Source organism: Pararoseomonas sp. SCSIO 73927 (genome assembly GCF_037040815.1).
In the GTDB taxonomy this organism is placed as follows: domain Bacteria; phylum Pseudomonadota; class Alphaproteobacteria; order Acetobacterales; family Acetobacteraceae; genus Roseomonas.
On record NZ_CP146233.1, the window covers coordinates 55,604 to 72,326 of the forward strand.

Sequence of the window (16,723 nt, forward strand, 5' to 3'; positions counted from 1 at the left end):
GACGGACCTGCTACTGCTGTGACGCCGGCCCCGGGCGCTGGCCAGCAGGGGTTTCGTCATCGTCCACCGGCCTGCCGCTGGCAGCAGCCTCGATGCGGTGCAGGACCTCGGTCTGCTCATCCAGGCGCTGCACGATCTGCGTCAGCAGCCCCGGTAACGGGCTCTCGCCGGCCTCTTCGGTCGCCGCCTCCATGATCGCCTGCAGCATTTCGGTGTGGGTGCCCTGCGTCTCCACCATCATCCGCAGCCCCTGGGTCAGCGTTTCAACGGTGTCCCGGAGGCGGGCCAGCTCGGCGGCGATGGCGTCTGACAAAGCGGCATCCTCGGTAGCAGTGGTCGGGCGCCACCTAACCATCTCTAGCGGGGATGAGACCAGCACCTTCTAGGGTGCAATGGTCTGTAGTGACCTTCTCTACTCCCCTCCCCCCGTCTCTTGTGTCCTGTTTATCTCTTCCTTGTGCCTCTCCTGTCTCCTCAGCGGGTAACTCTGTCTGTTCCTGTCTGTCCTTGTCCCTTCGTTATGCCTTCGACGTCCCCTCTATGTGTCTTAAACGTCTCTTAGTGGTGTCGAACCGGTGCCTTATACGTATCTAATTGGGAACGCGGGGTTGCACCTATGGGCTCCCTTGGGCCAGGATTCCGAGCAGTTGCAACTACGGATGATCGGCTTGGCGGACCCTTCCACCCCACCCGCGACCAAGATGGCGCAGGAGGCATTCGGCCAGCTTTCGGGCCGCTCTCCCCTGCTCGGCTGGATGCGCCAACACCATGCCCTGATCACCGAGCGGATGAACACGGTTCGGCCGAGTTGGGACAGCATTGCCCGCACCCTGGCCGACCTGGGCATCCGTGATGCCAACGGCGAGCCGCCAAAAACGGAAGCGGTGCGGCGGGCCTACCATCGCGTCACAGGCGCCCTGAACGCTAAGGGACAGCGACGGCGACGGTCCAAGGCGGAAATGGCCGTGGCGAAGGCTGGAGCTTCCCGCACGCCCGCAACCGCTCCCACAGCCGCCCCAACGCCTCCTCCACCCGTCGCGCCTCCTGCCCTCGCAGCGGCACCTTCCCCACCAGTTCGCCCGGCCTTTGATCCGACCGAAGGCGCCTTCGATCCGAAGCCGCCCCCGCGGTTCAAGCCAGCGTCCCTGAAATGACCAGAGTACCAGCCATGAAGAACACCCCGTCCGTAGCGCCCCAGCCCGACCCCTCCCCCACGCCTAGCCCTCGTCTATTCGGCCGGGCCCGCTCGATTGAGGGCGAGCGGGAGATCCCGGTCGGACCGGCGGCCCGTCCTCGCGACGGCGCCGCTGCAGCCCTGCCCACTGTGCCGGCCGTAGACCTCGGGGACGGTCCCAAGGCGCTGTTCGTCATGGGGCCGGGCCGCAGCGGTAAGACCACGCTGCTGCGCTACATCCTGGAGGAGGCCCGCTCCGGGCAGCCGGCCCCGATAGCCGCGGCGCTCGATCCGCAGAACCGGTCGCTGGCCACCTTCGTCAACGACGTGGCGCAGCCCGATACAAACGATCCCACCGGTGTCGCCCGCTGGGCAGAAGAATTGCTCGGCTTCGTCATGACCGAGAAGCAGAGCGCCCTGCTCGACATGGGCGGCGGCGATCTGAGCATGGGCAAGCTGCTGGAGGACGTGCCTGACCTGGCCGGCAGCCTGGAAGAGGCCGGCGTGCATCCAGTCGCGATCTACACCCTATCCCCACGCGTCGATGATCTGAGCGTGCTGGCCGGCTACGAGGCGCAGGGCTTTCAGCCCAAGGCCACGGCGCTGATCCTCAACGCCGGCCTGGCCGACCCCACCATGCCGCGGGAGGACGCCTTCGCCCGCGTGCTACGGCACAGCGCTTTCCGGGCCGCCGTGGAGCGCGGGGCGGTGCCGATCTGGATGCCGCGGCTGGATGCGGGCGTTGCAGCCGAGATCGAAGGCAAGCGGCTCCGCTTCGGCCAAGCGCGCGACGGCCAGACCCCGGCCGACCAGCCCGGCGCCATTCTCGGCCCGTTCGACCGCTCTCGCGTCCGCAAGTGGATGGCGGACATGGCCGCGTCCCTAGTGCCGATCCGGTCCTGGATTCCGTGAGCACGACGACTGCGGCGGCGCCCTCGGACCCGCGCGCAGCGATCGGCCGCGCGCGGGCCGATCTGCGCCTCGCGGCCTCGAAGGCGCAACTGGAGGGCGACCCGCTCGGTCCGGTTCTCGAGGCCTTCGGGGCCAGCCTCGGCGCCATGGGCGAAGTGCTGGACCACGTAGAGTCTAGCCGGCAGCCGCTGGACGCTTCAGCGCAGGCCGAGATGACGCGCCAGCTCGTGAAGGCATGCCGGGCCGACTTCGTGCGCCAAGCCGGCGCGCAGTCCCGGCGTTTGGCCGTGCTGTCGGGCGCCGGGGCGGCGGTGCTGCTGCTGGGCGCGCTGGGCGGCGGCTATCTGTGGGGAAGATCGACGGAGGCGGCGGAAGTGCGCGAGGCCACGGGCATTATCCGCGCCGCGCTGTCGGACGGCTCGGCCTCGGCTCGGGCATGGGCCGACGCCATCCGCCGCAATGACCTTGTAGGCCTCCTGTCGCGCTGCGAGGGGCGGGCGGTTTGGGCCGATGCCGCTGGCCGGCGGGCCTGCGCCGTGCCGCTGTGGCTGGATGAGGCTCCACCGCCGGCGGCGCCGGCGGGGTCACGCTCGTAGTGGCGGCGCCTTTCCCACGGGCGATCCGCGGGGTGGGCTCTGCACTCCGCGCCGCTGCCTGGCTGCTGCTCGCCCCGCTGCTCTACCTGGTGCGGGGACCAGCGAGGGTCTTGCTGGCCGTGATGGGCTTCCTGGGCATCGTATGCGCCTTCGCGGGCCTCCTCGGCATCCGCTCCGCACTCGACGCGGGGCAACCGCTCTGGGAGGCGCTTGGCATGATTTGGGGTGGTGGGGCTGTTGGGATGCTCTGCCTTGGGCTGCGCGCGCGCATTTCCCGCATGTGGAATGACTATGACTGACAAGCGCCAAGCTGTCTTGCGTATTACTGCTTTACGCAAGACGGCTTTGCGGTTCTAACCCCGCCCACGGCGCCTGGGCTGGGGCCGTTCCTCTAAGTCATGGCTGGATACCTGCACGCCATGCTTGGCCAGGGCTTCCGCGATCACGCGCCGCTGCGTCGTGCCCTTTTCGATTGCGAAGCGGGCCAGGGCTTCCAAGGTACCTTCCGTCATCCGGACAGACAGGACAGCCGGCTTGTCGTCGCCCTGGCGTTGGGCAATGGCCGGCGGCTGCTGCGGTGCGGCCTCGCCGGCTGCCCGTAGCATCTCGTCAGGGGAAATGGGCGGCGCTGGCCTGGTGCTCTTGAGGCCCTTCAACGGTGCGGCTCCTGTGTCTTTACGGCTTTCGTCTTTACGTCTTTCGTCTTTACGCCATGTAACTTGGCGCTCGGCGTCTTTTTCTTTCCAGTCGCTGAGGGATTGCCCGGCAGCCACCCCAGCTCCCGCAGCTCGTCGACCAGGGCTGCCGCCTCTGCTCCCGCCTTCCCAGCTGGCATCCGCCCTGAGAAGCCCATTTCCCCATAGGCCACTAGGTCAGACAGGGAGGCGGCTAGTTTTGGCAGGGTCGCTGCCTCGGCCGCAGCGTGTTTGGAGAGTGCCGTCGAGGACCGCACGCGGTTGAGAACAACACGGGCAGGTATCTCGCGGCGGGCTGCCGATGCAACGCCGGCCACCAGCTCAACGGTGCGGGCGGCCTCGGTCACGTCGCCCTCCCCCGGCACCATGGGGATCAGCACCCCGTCTGCCGCCGTCATGGCAACGGTCGCGGCACGGTTGCCGAAGCCAGCTGTGTCCACCACTACCACCTCAGCCTCCTGGGCCATCCGATGGATCAAATGGGCCAGCTTCGCCTCGTCCGGTTCGTGGTGGCAGACAAAGGCGGCTCCCTCGTAGAGCCTGGATGCCCATCGGGACAGGCCGGCAGTCGGGTCGGCATCGAGCACGGCAACGCTCACCCCCCGCGCCGCGAGGGTGCCCGCGATGATCTGGGACAGCGTTGTCTTGCCTGGCCCACCCTTTGAGCTGGCAACAGTGATGATCGACATGGTGGCTCCAACCGCATGACGCCGTGCGTCAAGTTAGCAAGCGTCAATACGGCTTGACTACAACGTACGTCGCCATGCGTAAAGCGTATTACGTCTGTACACTTGGCGCTGGACACCTCAGTAGGGCCTTCCCCATCCGAGGGCATCGTGGTTGTTTAGTTTTTTAATTTATCAACCACCATGAATGTTCTCCAGGATCCCAGTATGTCAGACAGCTCTAGCCCCGACGCCAAGGCCACTGGCACCCCGGTCAAGCGCCGCCCTGGCCGCCCGGCCGGCGGTGACATGGCGCAACTGACGCTCCGTATTCCGCGCGCGCACCTGCTCGCCCTCACAGAGGAAAGCGCCCGTCGTTCGATGGAGACGGGCCGCAATGTCACGCCGCAAGCCATCATCGCAGGCATGATCGCGGCCAGCATTGCCACCAAGAACGAGAGCACACCGGCGGCGTAGAACCCTACGCCGCCGCAACAGACAAGGGCACGGACCCGTTACTGTATAAATGAATTTTTCAATTTAAAAACGTTGACCGGTGGATTGGGTCGGGGTAATGTTCCTCTCAGCCGAGGCGCTTCGCTTCGGCGGTTAGAGCAAGGCGCTCCGCATGACGTTCTTCCGTTCTTCTCGTTCCTTCGGTTCCACCCGCGCCGCGATGGGCGCTAACCCACTGTCAGACGGGGAGCTAATGCAGCTCGCCCCGTCTGCCTTCGCGACAGAGGCCCATTCCTCCCGCTCCGCGCGCTACGCCTATATCCCGACAGCGGACGTAATCGCGGGTCTGCGACGCGAAGGCTTTGTGCCGGTGCTGGCGCGGCAGACCCGCCCGCGCGACGCCGACCGCAGCGGCCACACCAAGCACCTGATCCGCTTCCGCCACGAGGGTCAGGCAAGCCAGCCGCGTCGCGTCGGCATGACCTTTCCGGAAGTCGTGCTCATCAACTCCCACGATGGGACCAGCGCCTACCACGTCACCGCAGGCGTGTTCCGCCTCGCCTGCCTCAATGGGATGGTGGTGTCGGACGGGCCGGAACGCTCGGTAAAGGTGCCGCACAAGGGCGACGTAGTGCGCCAAGTGATCGAGGGCAGTTACGAGGTCCTCGGCGCCTCGCGCCAGGCCATTGAGGCCGCTGATGCCTGGGCCAGCGTCGCCCTTAATCGCGAGGAACAGAACATCCTTGCGGAAGCCGCCCGCGTGATCCGCTTCGGAGACGAGGAGGGCAACGTCGCCTCCCCAATTCAGGCGGAACAGTTCCTCACCGCCCGCCGGGCGGCGGACACGGGCGCGGACCTGTGGAGCACCTTTAACCGGGTGCAGGAAAACACCATTCGCGGCGGCCTCCAGGCTTGGGGCAGGGACGGTAACAACCGCCCGCGCCGCATCACCTCGCGCGAGGTTACGGGAATCGACCAGGACGTGAAGCTCAACCGGGCGCTGTGGATGCTGGGCGAGCGCATGGCGGCCCTCAAGAGCGCCGCCTAACCAGTGGGGGCGGGGAGCGATCCCCGCCCTTCCTTCCGCCCTTGCGTGCCACCCCGTCGAAAGCTCCGCACTATGGATTTCCACGCTCTGCCTATCCTGGGCATTTCGCTCGTACTCAATGACGACGCCGGCAACGGCCTGGCGCTCGGCACCAGTTCAGAAGATCCCGCCTACCTCCTTGCCGTGGTCGAGGATGCCGCCGGCCGCGCCATCATCTGCAACCTGATCGACGGTGAGAGCGAGGCGCTGTTGCTGGCCATGCTGACCGAACGCGCGGCCGTGCGCGCCGCCGCGGCGATCCCGCCCTATCGTGCTACACCGGGCGCCGCTGGGGCCTCGTCGTGACCGCGTTAAGGTGGTGCGGGCAGGCTTCGGCCCGCCCTCGCTGCCCCGCTCTGTGCTTCGCCGCTGGCCGCCTCCGGGCGGCCTTCTACGTTGCGGCCGGTGCCGTCGTCGGGTCATTACCGTCCGTATGGCTATGTCCCCATCCCGCTTCGCCGAGTGCCTGGAAACGATCGGCTGGACCAAGCGCGGCCTCGCACGCCGACTGAACGTGGGGCAAGCGGCGGTGCGCCAGATGGCCAACGGGCGGCACGAGATCCGCGACGACTTCGGCGGATGGTTAGAGGGGTTGGCAGCGGCCCATGCGCCGCTGTCGCCCGAGCTACGCGAGTTTTCTGACCAGATGGGGTGCGATAGGGGGGAGTGGGTGCGCTATCCCCGTGGCATACGGCCCCTATCTGACGAGGAGGCGGCGGCGCTGCGCCGCGTCGCGGAAGCGCACGCTGCGATGCCTTGGCCGCCAGGATGGCGGGGCGGCACTGTGAAGGACGATAATACAGAGTCGTAATTTGGCCGAACCTGAAAAGATCAGGTGTTGCGCTCCACTCGCCCGGCCGGCTTCGCCGGCCTGCCGTCCTCGATCCATCGATACTACCACGACATCGTAACGATATATCGCTCAGCCCAGACGTGACGCCGGCTCCCCATGTATGGGGACAGTACAGTGCCCATGCCCAAAGTCCGCCAGTGTCTCGATGATACGGCACTCCTCCACGTGGCCGCCCACGCACTGGCTGGCCATCCGCTGCAATTCCGATCGCAGCGCCTCGAGGCGCTTCATCCGGGCGTCCACCTCGGCGATGTGGGCCATGGCGATGGCGTGTGCCGCCGAGCAGTCCGTCCCGGGCCGGTCGGCGAGGTCGAGGAGGGAGCGGATGTGCTCCATGGAGAAGCCGAGTTCCCGGGCATGGCGGATAAAGCCGAGCCGCCGGAGGTGGGCATCCCCGTAGGAGCGGTGCCCGCCCTCGGTTCGGGCGGGAGGAGGCAGCCAGCCCTCGGCCTCGTACCAGCGGATCGTGGTCGCCTTCACGCCGGTCAGCCGCGACAGCTCGCCGATCGTCAGCCTCGCCATGGTATCTCCTCGGTCAGGGCCATCCTGGAGGATATGGGGCCTCGGTGACACCGTACCTCCCTGCTGGCTCCCTGGCCTGCCCTGCAAGGCCGACAGGGGGGTGGGACAAGATGTCCCCCCGTCTCCCGATGACACCGGATTACAGCTGCGTTAGACTTGGGCAGCATGCTCGCCCTGCCGACATCGCTGGCCGCCAGGATCCTTCGCCGAGTGCTCTCGGTGATGATGTGCGCGCTCATGCTCCTGTCTCTGGCGGTCTCGGCGGATGCTGGTGCCCCTACGGTCACGAGTCCGCCCGCGCTGGTCGAGTTGGTTCTCATGGACGCTGGCTCTGGTGACGAACCCCTGCAGCCGGACTCCCTGCCGTGTCACTCAGCCCACCACCTCTGCGGCAAGGTAACCCCGCTCCCGCCGATCCTTGCGGCCGGGGCGCCTGCGGTCGTCCATCCTGAGTTCAAGCCGGTCCCGGTGCCGGACCGGCTGCTGCCCTCCGGCGTGACCGAACTGCCGCCAAGACCACCTCGCGCCTGACGGAACACGCCTTCCTGCTGGTCCGGCCCGCCCATCCCTGAGGGCGGCGGTGCCCGGCCCGTTCGCGGTCCGTCATTCCAGGTACCTCCATGTCATTCAGCACTGCCCGGCTAACGGCGCTCCATGCCGTCATCCCTGAGGCCGCCCTCGCCCAGGGCACCCGGCCACCCGTCGCCTCACCCACCGCCTGCATCGTCCCGGCGGCACCTGGGCTTCCCCGAAGGCTCCCTGGCCTTGGGCCCCGCAGGCGCCCGTTCAGCCATGCTTCCACTCCGACGGCGTCTTCCAACGCAGAATGGCCCTTGAACCTCCAGTCGCTAGAGGCCCTATCTGCCGAGCCATCGACGGGAGATCACCTGGTGGATGGCGCGCGAGACGAAGGACAGAGGCGGCACGTGTCCCTGGAGACACGGGGAGCAAACCGCTCCTGGGCCGCGGCTGGAATCTCGGTGGCCGCCTCCCATCCCGCGGACTTCAGTGGCGCCACGGTGGGTGCCCTGGCCCGGCGGTGCGGGGCGACAATGATGCTCAGCGTTGCCCGGCTCGCGGCGGTTCTCGCCGTCGTCCCGGCCCTGGCCTTCGGACAGGACGCCCGTCCGCCTGTTGCGCCCCTCACCATCCTATCGCCCCAGCAGGCGGTCGAGGCCGCACTCACCGTCTCCCCCGCTCTCCGCGGCGCCGGGGCGGGCCGCCAGGCCGTGCAGGCCGACGCCCTCCAGGCACGGCTCCGGCCCAACCCGGAACTGAGGGGCAGCTTCGAAAACTTCGGCGGCTTCGGTGGCCGCCAGGAGAACCGGGCCTTCCGGACCCTGGAGAGCACGGTCGGCCTCGCCCAGCGCATCGAGCTCGGCGGCAAGCGCTCCGCCCGGATCGATCTTGCTGCCCGCAGCGGCGAGGTCGCCGCGCTCGACTTCACCGGCGTCCGGCTGGAGATCGCCCGGGAGGTGGTGACGGCCCTGGCCACCGCAGAGGCCGCCCGGCGGCTCGTCGGCGTCGAGCGAGAGCGCGCCCGCCTGGCAGCCGAGACGCTCCGGGCCGCTCGCGCCCGGGTCGAGGCAGGCCGGGATCCGTTGCTCCAGGCCGAGCGGGCCGAGGTGGTCCGGGCCACGGCCGACATCGCCGCCGAGCGTGCCCAGCGCGAGGTCGACATCTCCCTAGCCGACCTTGCCGTGCTCATCGGGGTGCCCCGGGTCGAACTCGCCCCTCGCCAGGCTTGGTTCGACGAGATCGGTCCCAATCCCGGCCGCCCGGTTCCAACGGACCCGCTGGCTCGTCTCTCGGGTAGTCCCGAGCTGGCCCGGCTGGAGGCGGCGATCGCCCAGCAGCGGGCGAACCTGACCCTCCAGCGCGCGACCGCCGTGCCTGACGTGACCATCTCCGGGGACGTGCGCCGCTTCGGCGACAGCAACGAGACGGCCTTCGTCGCGGGCGCCTCCATCCCGCTGCCCTTCTACGATCGGAACCAGGGCGGCATCGCCCGTGCCCAGGCCGAGGTGACCCGCGCCGAGGCCGAGGCCGATCGGGGGCGCAGCGTTCTCGTCGCCACCCTCGTCGCGGCCGAGCAACGCCTGGCCCTGGCCTGGCGGTCGGCCGACACCCTTCGGCGAACGGCACTGCCCTCCGCCGAGCAGGCGGCCCGGTTCGCCACCCTCGGCTACGGCGAGGGGCGCTTCAGCTTCCTGGAGGTCCTCGACGCCCAGCGGGCGCTCTCCGACACCCGCGCCCAGCTCGTGGAGGCCATCCAGGCCTTCCATGCCCTCCGTGCCCAGGTGCAGCGCCTGCGCGGCGACCTGCCCGCCGTCTCCCCCCAGCCCGTGAACGCCCCGAACGGGAGTGCCCGCTGATGCTCCGCATGACCTTGCTGGCAGGCGCCGCCATCGGCGGCCTGGCCCTGTCTGTCGCCTACCCGTCCATCCCCGAGACCGCCCGAAGCCTCCTCGGGATGCAGTCCACCGCCACCGGAGCAGCCCGCGCCGCCGCTCCCGCCGCTGCGCCAAAGGGGGACGGCCACGGCCACGCCGAGGGCGAGGAACACGGCGAGGAAGGCCGCATCAAAATGACGGCCGAGCAGGTCGAGGCCGCGGGCATCCGGGTCGCGGCCGTCCAGGGCGGTGTCCTGGTGACCCGTGCGGCGGTCCCGGGCGTCCTCGCCGCGAGCCAGGACCGGCAGGCACGGGTGACGGCCCGCCTCGGCGGAATCGTGGCCGAGGTCCGCAAGACCCTGGGTGAAGAGGTCGCGCGCGGCGACATCCTGGCCGTGCTGGAGAGCCGCGAGGTTGCGGACGCCAAGGGCGAGTTCCTGGCCGCCACGCGCGCGGCGGCCCTGGCCGAGACGACGCTGGCCCGCGAGACCCGCCTCTGGCGCCAGAAGATCTCCGCCGAGCAGGAGTTCCTCCAGGCCCGGACCGCGGCGGAGGAAGCCCGCATCAAGGTGGACCTCGGCCGCGCCCGGTTGGCCGCACTCGGCCTGTCGGACGCCGAGGTCGCCGCCTTGGCACGCCAGCCCGCTGCCACGCTCCGCCGCCTGGAGCTACGGGCGCCCATGGCCGGGCGGGTCACCGCCCGCAACGCGGTGCTGGGCGCCTCCGTGGCCGCGGACGCCGAGGTGTTCGCGGTTGCCGACCTCTCGGTCCTCTGGGTCGAGCTGACCATCCCGCCGCGGGACCTGCCCATGGCGCGCCAGGGCCAGACGGTGCTCGTCACCGGGGAGGGCGAGGCACGCACCGAGGGCAAGATCGTCTTCCTCAGCCCGGTCCTGGATCCCGAGACCCGCTCGGCCCGAGCGGTCGCCGAGATCGCAAATCCCGAGGGCGTGTGGAGGGCGGGCGGCTTCGTCACCGCCCACCTCTCCACGGCCGAGCAGCAAGTGGACGCGCTGGTTCCGCGCGACGCCGTGCAGGAGGTCGAGGGCAAGAAGGTCGTCTTCGTGAGGAACGAGGAGGGCTTCGAGCTGAGGGAGGTGGAGACCGGGCGCGAAGACGCGAACGGCTACGAGGTCATCTTCGGGCTGGACCAGGGGACGGAGATCGCGGTGGCCAACGCCTTCTCGCTCCGGGCCGAGCTGAGCAAGTCCGAAGCCGGGCACGCGCACTGAAAGCCGCCCGGACATGATTGGACCCATCCTCGACTTCTCCGTCCGCAACCGCTGGACGGTCGTGCTCCTGGCCGTCATCGCGGCCTGCATCGGCGCGTGGTCAGTCACGCGGCTGCCCATCGACGCGACCCCGGACATCACCAACAACCAGGCGCAGATCAACACGCTCGCGCCCTCGCTCTCGCCCTACGAGATCGAGAAGCAGGTCACCTTCCCGATCGAGACGGCGCTGGCGGGCATCCCCGGGCTGGAGAGCACGCGCTCCATCTCCCGTAACGGCTTCAGCCAAGTCACGGCGGTCTTCACCGAGAGTACCGACATCTACTTCGCCCGCCAGCAGGTGCTGGAGAGGCTGATCGAGGCACGGGAGGCCATGCCGGAGGGGGTAGAGCCGCGTCTAGGCCCTGTCTCCACCGGCCTCGGCGAAGTCACCATGTGGACGGTGAACTTCGCGCCCAGGAAACAGGGCGATGTCGTGCCGGACGGCCAGCCGGGATGGCAGGCCGACGGCAGCTACCTGACCCCTGAGCGCGAGCGCCTAGCCACGGAGGCGGACCGGGCCACCTACCTCCGAACGGTCCAGGACTGGATCATCCGGCCACAGGTCCGGAACGTGCGGGGTGTCGCGGGCGTGGACGCCATCGGCGGCTACACGAAGCAGTACGTGGTCCAGCCCGACCCGGCCCGCTTGATCGCCCTGGGACTGAGCTTCTCCGACCTCTCGACGGCCATCGAGCGGAACAACGTCTCGACCGGCGCGGGCTACGTCGAGCGAGGCGGCGAAGGACTCGTCGTCCGCTCCGGCGGCCGGGTCACGAGCGTGGCCGAACTCGAGCAGGTGGTCGTCGCCACCCGCGAGGGCGTGCCCATCCTGCTGCGTGACGTCGGGCGGGTGACCATCGGCCAGGCGCCGCGGACGGGCAGCGCCAGCGGCAACGGGCAGGAGATGGTGGTCGGCACCGCCCTCATGCTCCTCGGCGAGAACTCCCGAATTGTCGCGGAGGCCGTCCACGCCAAGGTGGACGATCTCCGGCGGACCCTGCCGCGGGGCGTCGAGGCGGTCACGGTGCTGGATCGCGGTCTCCTGGTGGATGCCACCATCCACACCGTCGCCAAGAACCTCGGCGAGGGCGCGCTGCTGGTCATTGTCATCCTGTTCCTGATGCTCGGGAACATCCGGGCGGCCATCATCACCGCCCTGGTCATCCCGGTGACGATGCTGCTGACTGCCTTCGGCATGGTCCGGGGCGGCATCTCGGCCAACCTGATGTCGCTCGGCGCGCTCGACTTCGGCCTGATCGTCGACGGCGCCGTCATCATCACCGAGAACAGCCTGCGCCACCTCGCCGAGCGCCAGCACGAGAAGGGACGCCTGCTGACCGTCGTGGAGCGCCTCCAGACCGTGGCGGACAGCGCCAAGGAGATGATCCGGCCCTCGCTCTACGGGCAGGCCATCATCATCCTCGTCTACGCGCCGCTCCTGACCTTCACGGGGGTCGAGGGCAAGATGTTCATCCCGATGGCGTTGACCGTCATCATCGCCCTGGTCTGCGCCTTCATCCTCTCCCTGACCCTGGTCCCGGCCCTCATCGCCATCTGGATCAGCGGCCGGGTGCAGGAGAAGGACGTGGCCATCGTCCGCGGCCTCAAGCACGCCTATGCCCCGCTCCTAGGCGGCGCGCTGCGCGCCCCGTTCCCCGTCGTCGCGGCGGGCGCCCTCCTCTTCGTCGCCTGCCTCGGCCTGTTCTCCCGGCTCGGGCAGGAGTTCATCCCGACGCTGGACGAGGGCAACCTCGCCATGCAGGCGCTCCGCATCCCCAGCACCTCCCTGCAGCAGTCCCAAGCCATGCAGTCGGTGCTGGAACGCCGCATCTCCCGCCTGCCCGAGGTGCAGGTCATCTACTCGAAGACGGGTACGGCGGAGGTCGCCTCCGACCCGATGCCGCCGAACGCCTCCGACACCTTCATCATCCTCAAGCCCCGCTCGGAGTGGCCCGATCCGTCCTTGCCGAAGGCGGAGCTGGTCCGGCGCATCGAGGCGTCGGTCGCTGGCATCCCCGGCAACGCGATGGAGTTCAGCCAGCCCATCCAGATGCGCTTCAACGAACTGCTGGCGGGCGTGCGCGGTGACCTCGCCGTGAAGGTCTTCGGCGACGAGTACGGCCCGATGCTCCAGGTGGCCGGGCAGATCTCCAACATCCTGAACGGCATCGAGGGCGCCGAGGACGTGAAGGTGGAGCAGGCGACAGGCCTGCCCTTCCTGGAGATCACGGTGAACCGGGCCGAGGTGGCCCGCCGCGGCCTCAGCGTCGCCGACGTCCAGGCCGTCGTGGCGACCGCGATCGGCGGGCGCGAGGCGGGGATGGTCTACGAGGGCGACCGGCGCTTCGCCATCGTGGTCCGCCTGCCCGAAAGCCTGCGGGGCAACTTTGAGACCCTGCGGAGCCTGCCCGTGCCGCTGCCGCCCGTGGCAGGGCGTCCCGCGGCATCGGTGCCGCTTCAGCAGGTCGCGACGCTTCGCGTGGTGGAGGGGCCGAACCAGATCAGCCGCGAGCAGGGGCGGCGCCGGGTCGTCGTCCAGGCGAACGCCCGCGGGCGCGACATCGGCTCCATCGTGGCCGAGGCGCAGGCGCGGGTGGAGCGCGAGGTGCAGCTGCCACCCGGCTACACCGTCACCTGGGGCGGGCAGTTCGAGAACCTGGCCAAGGCGCGCGAGCGACTGACCGTCGTGGTGCCCGCCTGCTTCCTGCTGATCCTGGTGCTGCTCTACGCGGCCCTGGGCTCCGTGCGTGACGCGCTGGTGGTGTTCAGCGGCGTGCCGCTGGCCCTGTCGGGCGGCCTGCTCGCCCTGTGGCTGCGGGACATGCCGTTCTCGGTCCCGGCGGCCGTCGGGTTCATCGCGCTCTCCGGCGTGGCCGTCCTTAACGGGCTGGTGATGGCGACCTCCATCAAGGACCTCATCCTGCGGGGGCACCTGTCCCTGCGGGACGCGGTCTACCAGGGCGCCATGACCCGGCTGCGGCCCGTGGCCATGACCGCCCTCGTCGCGTCGCTGGGCTTCGTGCCCATGGCCATCGCGACCGGCCCCGGGGCTGAGGTCCAGAAGCCGCTGGCGACCGTCGTCATCGGCGGCCTCATCACCGCGACGCTGCTCACCCTGCTGGTGCTGCCCGCCCTGTACGTGATGTTCGGCCGCGTGCAGGCGCCCGCGACCGAGGAGGCGCCCGCCCGGGCGGGCCACGCCCCGGCCGAGTGAGCGTGCCGGTGGCCGCCGTTCCCGGCGGCCACCGGGTTCGACCAACCCCAGTCACCAAGGATCTATGACATGCGCAGGACCATCCTCGCGGCCATCGCGGCCGCCGCACTCTCCACGGGCGCCCTGGCCCAGCAGGGTCACAGCCACGGCGACCAGGGCCCGCACGGCGGCAAGATGCAGGACGTGGTGGGCGTCCACGCCGAGCTGCTGACGTCCGAGCGGACACTAACCGTCCACCTCTACGACGAGGCCGGAAAGCCCGTCCCCGCGGCGGGCTACACGGCCTCGGCCCTGGTCGGCTCGGGGCAGTCGCGCCAGGTCGTCCAGCTGGCACCCGGCGCGGAGAACACAATGACCGGGGCCGCCGCGAGCCCGGTCGCCCGCGGAACCTCTGTCACGCTGCAGATCAAGAACCCCGCCGGTCGCAGCGGCCAGGCGCGGTTCTGAGGCGGCGGCCCGTGTGATCGCCCGCCCGACCGGGCGGGCGCCTGCCGCCGTGCAGCTCCGCGCGGCGGCGAAGGCCTGAGGATCATCTCATGGCGATGCAATCGAAGGACCCCGGGGCCCTGGACGGGCCCCGGCGGGACATGAACGTCCACGCCGCACCGCGGGTGGCCGGAGGCGCAGGATGAACGAGAGAAACCCGGGCAGTGCGGGGAGCGAGCCGCCGTGCGGCACGCCGACCCAGACCGAGCCGCCCCTGTACGGCGAGGGGCGCCACGTCCTCGTGGTCGAGGACGACGAGGAGATGCGGAAGCTCCTGCTGTCGCACCTCCGCCGCAGCGGCTTCCGCGCCAGCGGGGCGCGGGACGGCGTCGACATGGAGCGGCTGCTCGTCTCCGCGCCGGTGGACCTGATCCTGTTGGACGTGATGCTGCCGGGCCAGTCCGGTTTCGAGCTCTGCCGCGAGCTGCGGGCACAGGGCGACATGCCCATCATCATGCTGACCGCCCTCGGGGAGACCTCGGACCGCGTGACCGGGCTGGAGCTCGGGGCCGACGATTTCATTGTGAAGCCGCCCGAGCCGCGCGAGCTGGTGGCCCGGATACGGGCGCTGTTACGGCGGACCGACGGCAAGGAAGGACATGCCGGGACGCCGAGGCGCGAGATCGCGCACTTCGCGGGCTGGTCGCTCGACACGAGGCGACGTGAGCTGTTCCAGCCCGACGGGGTGGGCGTCGACCTGACGGGGGGCGAGTACGACGTCCTGCTGGTCTTCGTGGAGCGGCCGCAGCGAATCCTCACCCGGGACCAGCTCCTCGACCTCGCCCGCAACCGCCCCTACGGCGGCCTCGGCCGCTCCATGGACGTCCAGGTCAGCCGCCTGAGGTCCAAGCTAGACTCCCTTCCCGGTGCCGAGGCGCGCCCGTCCCTCATCAAGACGGTGAGGAACGCCGGGTACATGTTCACGAGCCCCGTCGAATGGACCGGCTGAGGAGGATCCTGCCCGAGACGCTCGCGACCCGCACGGTCGCGGCCCTCCTCATCGGCTTCGCGGTGCTGTTCGGCGCCATGGTGGTCGTTCACGACTACCTCCTCCGCCATGCCGTCGACTGGAGCACGGAGGAACTCCTGTCCCAGCGGCTCGCGACGCTCCTCGACGCCCTCGCGGCCGCCCCGCCCGGCGCCCAGGACAGCATCGCGCGGGCGATGTCCCGGCCGGGCCTCGAAATCAATCCCCTGGCCGAGCAGACCCCCGTCGCGGGCGGCACGCTGAACGCCGCCGCCCGGCGGATCTCCGAGCGCACCCAGGCCCTGGTCGCGGTCGCCAGGAACTTCCGGGTCGATGCGGGACGCGTGGATCCGGCCAACGGGCACCTCATCGGCATCGCGGCATCCGCCCGGCTCGGCGACGGCTCGTGGGTCGACATTGAGATGCGGACCTTCGACCTGCTCTCGGCGGAGCTGAAGGCGCTGTACCTCTACGCGGGCGCCTTCGGGCTGGCGCTGCTCGTCGCCGTCGGGCTGGCAGCCCGGGCCGTGGCCTCGCCCGTGTCGGCCCTGGCAGGTGCCGTCTCCCGGATGGATCCCGCGGGGGAGGTAGAAGCCGTGGAGACGACTGGACCGCGGGAAGTGCGGCAGCTCGCCGACGCGCTCAACGGGATGGCCAGGAGGACACGCGACGCCTTCCGGCAGCGCACGCTCGCCCTGGGCGCACTGTCCCACGACCTCATGTCGCCCATCACGCGAATGCGCCTCAGGGTGGACGACCTCCGGCCCGAGGTGAGCGACCCGCTCCGCCGTGACCTGGCCGAGATGGAGACGATGGTCTCGGACGTCCTGGCCTACCTGCGCGGCGGGGATGGCGGCGAGATCGCCCGCCCCCTCGCGATCGCCGCCCTGGTCCACAGCATCACCGACGAGTTCGCCGATGCCGGGCAGGCCGTCGAGGAGCGCGGGATGAACAGGCGGGCCATAGCGACCGTGCGCCGGGTCGCGCTGAAGCGGGCGGTCACGAACCTCGTCGCCAACGCCTTCCGGCACGGCGAGCGGCCATGGGTGGAAGTGGAGGCCACGGAGGATGAGGCCGTGATACGGGTCGGCGACCGCGGTCCCGGGATTCCTGCCGAGGACCTGCCCCGCGTGACCGAGCCTTTCTTCCGGGGCGATCGCGCCCGGACCAGCGGGGGCGGCAGCGGCCTCGGCCTCGCCACCGCCCGGGCCATCGCCGAATCGCACGGCGGGCGCCTCGAGATCACGAGCGAGCCGGGCAGGGGAACCGTCGCCACCATCCGCCTTCCCGTGGACGTCCCGACGCCCGGCCAGAAGGCGAAAACCAAGCAATAAGTTTTCCGGGTCGTTGCTGGCTGTTTCCGGGTTTCATCGTGTTGTTTCCACGCGGGCGCAGCAGGACAATGCTCGTTGTCAGTGCATTTCGGCCT

The 16,723-nt window shown here is 69.8% G+C and carries 17 protein-coding genes; 13 read left to right on the top strand and 4 right to left on the bottom strand.

Going from position 1 to position 16,723, the window contains the following annotated elements:
• Nucleotides 1–10 precede the first annotated feature (10 nt).
• A complete protein-coding gene (locus tag VQH23_RS26165; protein WP_099781026.1) occupies nt 11–313 on the bottom strand; it encodes a hypothetical protein in 303 nt (100 codons plus the stop codon).
• A gap of 313 nt (nt 314–626) precedes the next feature.
• Between VQH23_RS26165 and VQH23_RS26170 the strand changes: the two genes are divergently transcribed.
• From VQH23_RS26170 to VQH23_RS26185, 4 genes are read left to right on the top strand one after another with little or no spacing between them, the layout of a single operon-like run.
• The gene (locus tag VQH23_RS26170) at nt 627–1,154 is read left to right on the top strand and encodes a hypothetical protein (RefSeq protein WP_338666171.1); all 528 of its coding nucleotides are present in this window, start codon (nt 627–629) and stop codon (nt 1,152–1,154) included.
• A gap of 14 nt (nt 1,155–1,168) precedes the next feature.
• Complete coding sequence (locus tag VQH23_RS26175; protein ID WP_338666172.1) at nt 1,169–2,086, top strand: hypothetical protein; 918 nt, start codon at nt 1,169–1,171, stop codon at nt 2,084–2,086.
• Entirely contained in the window at nt 2,083–2,682 is a 600-nt protein-coding gene (locus VQH23_RS26180) for a hypothetical protein (protein WP_338666173.1), read from the top strand. The genes VQH23_RS26175 and VQH23_RS26180 overlap by 4 nt, the downstream gene beginning before the upstream one ends.
• Before the next feature lie 32 nt (nt 2,683–2,714).
• Nucleotides 2,715–2,981 carry a hypothetical protein gene (locus tag VQH23_RS26185; RefSeq protein WP_230453393.1) on the top strand — a complete coding sequence of 89 codons (267 nt, stop codon included), beginning with the start codon at nt 2,715–2,717 and terminating at the stop codon, nt 2,979–2,981.
• 54 nt (nt 2,982–3,035) lie between these two features.
• Here the strand turns inward: VQH23_RS26185 and VQH23_RS26190 are convergent, their stop codons facing one another.
• Nucleotides 3,036–3,338 carry a hypothetical protein gene (locus VQH23_RS26190; protein ID WP_075822881.1) on the bottom strand — a complete coding sequence of 101 codons (303 nt, stop codon included), beginning with the start codon at nt 3,336–3,338 and terminating at the stop codon, nt 3,036–3,038.
• A complete protein-coding gene (locus VQH23_RS26195; protein WP_338666174.1) occupies nt 3,335–4,066 on the bottom strand; it encodes a ParA family protein in 732 nt (243 codons plus the stop codon). The genes VQH23_RS26190 and VQH23_RS26195 overlap by 4 nt, the downstream gene beginning before the upstream one ends.
• A gap of 204 nt (nt 4,067–4,270) precedes the next feature.
• On the opposite strand from VQH23_RS26195, the gene VQH23_RS26200 reads away from it, so the two are divergent.
• The 3 genes from VQH23_RS26200 to VQH23_RS26210 all read left to right on the top strand — a co-directional run bounded on the left by VQH23_RS26200 (nt 4,271) and on the right by VQH23_RS26210 (nt 5,891).
• Nucleotides 4,271–4,519, top strand: coding sequence for a hypothetical protein (locus tag VQH23_RS26200; protein ID WP_126281748.1), 249 nt, complete (start codon nt 4,271–4,273; stop codon nt 4,517–4,519).
• Between the two features lie 151 nt (nt 4,520–4,670).
• Nucleotides 4,671–5,546, top strand: coding sequence for a DUF932 domain-containing protein (locus VQH23_RS26205; protein ID WP_338666175.1), 876 nt, complete (start codon nt 4,671–4,673; stop codon nt 5,544–5,546).
• A gap of 72 nt (nt 5,547–5,618) precedes the next feature.
• Entirely contained in the window at nt 5,619–5,891 is a 273-nt protein-coding gene (locus tag VQH23_RS26210) for a hypothetical protein (protein WP_075822878.1), read from the top strand.
• Nucleotides 5,892–6,507: 616 nt separating this feature from the next.
• Here the strand turns inward: VQH23_RS26210 and VQH23_RS26215 are convergent.
• Complete coding sequence (locus VQH23_RS26215; protein WP_075822877.1) at nt 6,508–6,960, bottom strand: helix-turn-helix domain-containing protein; 453 nt, start codon at nt 6,958–6,960, stop codon at nt 6,508–6,510.
• A gap of 1,052 nt (nt 6,961–8,012) precedes the next feature.
• On the opposite strand from VQH23_RS26215, the gene VQH23_RS26220 reads away from it, so the two are divergent.
• The 6 genes from VQH23_RS26220 (at nt 8,013) to VQH23_RS26245 (ending at nt 16,628) form a co-directional block, all read left to right on the top strand.
• Nucleotides 8,013–9,335 carry a TolC family protein gene (locus VQH23_RS26220; RefSeq protein WP_338666176.1) on the top strand — a complete coding sequence of 441 codons (1,323 nt, stop codon included), beginning with the start codon at nt 8,013–8,015 and terminating at the stop codon, nt 9,333–9,335.
• On the top strand, nt 9,335–10,585 hold the full coding sequence (locus tag VQH23_RS26225) for an efflux RND transporter periplasmic adaptor subunit (protein WP_338666177.1): 1,251 nt from the start codon (nt 9,335–9,337) through the stop codon (nt 10,583–10,585). The genes VQH23_RS26220 and VQH23_RS26225 overlap by 1 nt, the downstream gene beginning before the upstream one ends.
• 13 nt (nt 10,586–10,598) lie before the next feature.
• Entirely contained in the window at nt 10,599–13,841 is a 3,243-nt protein-coding gene (locus VQH23_RS26230) for a CusA/CzcA family heavy metal efflux RND transporter (protein ID WP_338666178.1), read from the top strand.
• Between the two features lie 69 nt (nt 13,842–13,910).
• Nucleotides 13,911–14,288: a hypothetical protein gene (locus VQH23_RS26235; protein ID WP_184521077.1), complete on the top strand. Its 378-nt coding sequence runs from the start codon at nt 13,911–13,913 to the stop codon at nt 14,286–14,288.
• Between the two features lie 181 nt (nt 14,289–14,469).
• Entirely contained in the window at nt 14,470–15,276 is an 807-nt protein-coding gene (locus VQH23_RS26240) for a response regulator transcription factor (RefSeq protein WP_338666179.1), read from the top strand.
• On the top strand, nt 15,264–16,628 hold the full coding sequence (locus tag VQH23_RS26245; RefSeq protein ID WP_338666180.1) for a HAMP domain-containing sensor histidine kinase: 1,365 nt from the start codon (nt 15,264–15,266) through the stop codon (nt 16,626–16,628). Before VQH23_RS26240 ends, VQH23_RS26245 begins: the two co-directional genes overlap by 13 nt.
• The last annotated feature ends 95 nt before the right edge of the window (nt 16,629–16,723 follow it).

What these genes read in the sequence shown, in the direction of transcription:
- VQH23_RS26230 (WP_338666178.1), top strand. Translation starts at nt 10,599, where the DNA reads ATGATTGGACCCATCCTCGACTTCTCCGTCCGCAACCGCTGGACGGTC.
- VQH23_RS26225 (WP_338666177.1), top strand. Translation starts at nt 9,335, where the DNA reads ATGCTCCGCATGACCTTGCTGGCAGGCGCCGCCATCGGCGGCCTGGCC.
- VQH23_RS26220 (WP_338666176.1), top strand. Translation starts at nt 8,013, where the DNA reads ATGATGCTCAGCGTTGCCCGGCTCGCGGCGGTTCTCGCCGTCGTCCCG.
- VQH23_RS26245 (WP_338666180.1), top strand. Translation starts at nt 15,264, where the DNA reads ATGGACCGGCTGAGGAGGATCCTGCCCGAGACGCTCGCGACCCGCACG.
- VQH23_RS26240 (WP_338666179.1), top strand. Translation starts at nt 14,470, where the DNA reads ATGAACGAGAGAAACCCGGGCAGTGCGGGGAGCGAGCCGCCGTGCGGC.
- VQH23_RS26175 (WP_338666172.1), top strand. Translation starts at nt 1,169, where the DNA reads ATGAAGAACACCCCGTCCGTAGCGCCCCAGCCCGACCCCTCCCCCACG.
- VQH23_RS26235 (WP_184521077.1), top strand. Translation starts at nt 13,911, where the DNA reads ATGCGCAGGACCATCCTCGCGGCCATCGCGGCCGCCGCACTCTCCACG.
- VQH23_RS26215 (WP_075822877.1), bottom strand. Translation starts at nt 6,960, where the DNA reads ATGGCGAGGCTGACGATCGGCGAGCTGTCGCGGCTGACCGGCGTGAAG.
- VQH23_RS26205 (WP_338666175.1), top strand. Translation starts at nt 4,671, where the DNA reads ATGACGTTCTTCCGTTCTTCTCGTTCCTTCGGTTCCACCCGCGCCGCG.
- VQH23_RS26200 (WP_126281748.1), top strand. Translation starts at nt 4,271, where the DNA reads ATGTCAGACAGCTCTAGCCCCGACGCCAAGGCCACTGGCACCCCGGTC.
- VQH23_RS26195 (WP_338666174.1), bottom strand. Translation starts at nt 4,066, where the DNA reads ATGTCGATCATCACTGTTGCCAGCTCAAAGGGTGGGCCAGGCAAGACA.
- VQH23_RS26210 (WP_075822878.1), top strand. Translation starts at nt 5,619, where the DNA reads ATGGATTTCCACGCTCTGCCTATCCTGGGCATTTCGCTCGTACTCAAT.